General features: G+C 64.0%; 3 protein-coding genes. All 3 read right to left on the bottom strand.

Going from position 1 to position 1,913, the window contains the following annotated elements; genetic code table 11:
- On the bottom strand, positions 1-404 hold a 404-nt coding region (locus VLT15_05740), incomplete at its 3' end, for a cytochrome B6 (protein ID HSR44720.1).
- Between the two features lie 8 nt (positions 405-412).
- Entirely contained in the window at positions 413-862 is a 450-nt protein-coding gene (locus VLT15_05735; GenBank protein HSR44719.1) for a 4Fe-4S binding protein, read from the bottom strand.
- Positions 862-1,503 carry a hypothetical protein gene (locus tag VLT15_05730; GenBank protein ID HSR44718.1) on the bottom strand — a complete coding sequence of 214 codons (642 nt, stop codon included), beginning with the start codon at positions 1,501-1,503 and terminating at the stop codon, positions 862-864. The genes VLT15_05735 and VLT15_05730 overlap by 1 nt, the downstream gene beginning before the upstream one ends.
- Positions 1,504-1,913: the final 410 nt, after the last annotated feature.

The following is a 1,913-nucleotide window of genomic DNA, read 5'->3' as shown; positions in this document are numbered from 1 at the left end:
CCCCACCGGTGCATGTTCCGCACCAGCGACCCGAAGGCCACGTTCGTAGACAGCGCAGCGACGTCGGCGTACGCCCGGTCGGCGGTGGGGGCGTAATAGAACATCAGGAAGATGCCGGTGATCGTCAACAGGATGAACAGGAAGAAGCTGAGCCCGCCGAGGCACAGGGTGTAGGAGAGCTTCACGCCGTGCCGCTTCACCTTCACCGGGTGAAGGTGATAGAGCACGTTGTTCATGATCACGTACGAGCGGTTCCGCGGGCTGTCCGAGTACCCCTTCTTGAACGGCGATCCGGGGCGCAACACCGACTCGACGAACTGCGAACTGCGCAGCTTTCCACCCGCCTCGGCGGTCTTCTCACGGACTCGGTCCAAGAGCCCCGACTTCCCGTTGGCTTCAGCCACTCGTCCTCCTACCAGCGCATTCCATAGGCGTACCCGTTCTTGAAGTCTCGCTGCCCTGTGTCAACCTCCCACGGACGGGCGTTGAAACCGAGCTCCTCGCTCTGGGCAGCCAGCGAACCTTCGAACTTCCCGAGCGATATCACCCCGGTCGGGCAACGGTCGATGCACAGTGCGCACCGGGTGCATTCGTTCTCGTCCACCACGAAGAACCCGAAATTGGTGGGATCACCATTGGGATCGTCGACGTTCACCGCGTCGGTGATGGCGTCGACGGAGAGGTAGTGAATGCACTTCCACGGACAGATGTCGACGCACCCCTCGCAGAGGATGCACTCGGACTGGTCGATGTGGAGAAACTGCTTGGGACGCAGCTTGTCCGTGAAGTAGTCGCCTTCGACCAGGGCGAGCTGGTAGTCGTCCCGGAACGGAGGCGTCTCGTCGACGATCCCCCGCGGCATCAGTCTTCGGCCTTTCGCACGAGGGGGCGACCGTACGGAGAGGTGGCGACCGGCGGCTCCGGGGCGGCGGGACGACCCTTGCGGATGTCCTGGAGCTTGTAGGCGAGGAAGGCGGCCCCGAACAGGACCGTCATGTTGTAGCCGCCCGAGATGATGTCCTTCAAGGCGGAATACGAGATCGCGACGTCGTTGCCGAGCACCAGCCATTCCGGCACCGTGAAGAAGACCTTCGTGGGGCTCCAGTCGAGATCGGTCTGGGCGAGGTTGAGCCACTCGGACGGCACGATCCCGTAGATGATGACGAACTCCATCCAGGTCAGGAAGGCGGCGAACGCGGCCCGGGCCCAGGTCATCTTCTGGTTGAGGACCCACAGGAGCGCAGCACCCACGATCATCAACTGGGAGGCGCCGAACGCCAGCACATACCCCACTGCCTTGGGCAGCCACCCGCGCGGGATCGCGTCGAAGATGGCGGGCTCGACCACGACCGGCACGAACTGGCCGTCGATGAACTCTTCTTTGGGGAGGCCGGCGAAGTGGACGAGGATGACGGCGAGTGCCATCAGCGTCACGCCGATCACGAGCATGGCCGCTCCCGCGCGGGTGCGCTGTGAGTCGCTCAGTTCGCCAAGTCGGTACATCTGGTGCCTCGAACCTCGCCGTCGGGTGCTCGCCCTGCCGCGGGCAGGATTTGTAGCAGATCGTTCCGGCCAACCCTACTCCAGGACCAAAGGCCCTAGCGAACATCAATAGAGTGAGACCCTCGAATACCGGCGAACGGATCTCGATGCCGCCGTCGGAGTCGAGCGGCCCTTCACCGGTGGCTATCCTGCCGGCTGATTTCCGACCTGATTCGAGGAGTGTCGTGGCTGCCGCGATGAGGACAGCACCAGACAACACAGCGCCTGCGGCGAGCGAGGCACCCGACACGACGGCCACCTCCCACCTGCTGGTCTCGACGCTCTTCCTCGGCCTCGGCGGCCTTCTCACGGTGCTGGCGATGGCGGGAATCCCGTTCTCCACACTCTCGACCGGGCTCCTGTCGCAAGGG

The sequence above is a fragment of the Acidimicrobiia bacterium genome, assembly GCA_035471805.1.
GTDB lineage: Bacteria > Actinomycetota > Acidimicrobiia > Spongiisociales > JAHEDJ01 > JAHEDJ01.
This window is presented reverse-complemented; position numbering and strand designations above follow the sequence as displayed.